The organism is Monashia sp. HAY1-2A (assembly GCF_056755315.1).
In genome coordinates, this window is the sequence record NZ_JBNDHY010000362.1 from 1 (window position 1) to 285 (window position 285).

Consider the following 285-nt stretch of genomic DNA (forward strand, 5'->3'; position numbering starts at 1 on the left):
GGATGAGCGGGACACTTCAATGCCGCGGACCCTTGAGGGCCTCACGGTTGTCGTCACCGGAACCCTGCCCAACTTCAGCCGGGATGAGGCCAAGGAAGCCATCATTATCCGCGGCGGCAAAGCCTCCGGATCCGTGTCCAAAAACACCAGCTATCTGGTGGCCGGTGAGAGTGCCGGCACCAAACTGGACAAGGCCGAGCAGTTGGGCGTTCCTGTCCTGGATGAGGACGGTTTCCGTGAGCTGCTGGCAAACGGGCCGGCCACGACGGACGCTGATCCTGAAGC

The 285-nt window shown here is 62.5% G+C and carries 1 protein-coding gene; it reads left to right on the plus strand.

Features of this window, described 5'->3' with window-relative positions; genetic code table 11:
• The coding region (locus tag ACPYOM_RS22295) for a BRCT domain-containing protein (protein WP_481347635.1) at positions 1-285 on the plus strand (285 nt) is incomplete at both ends.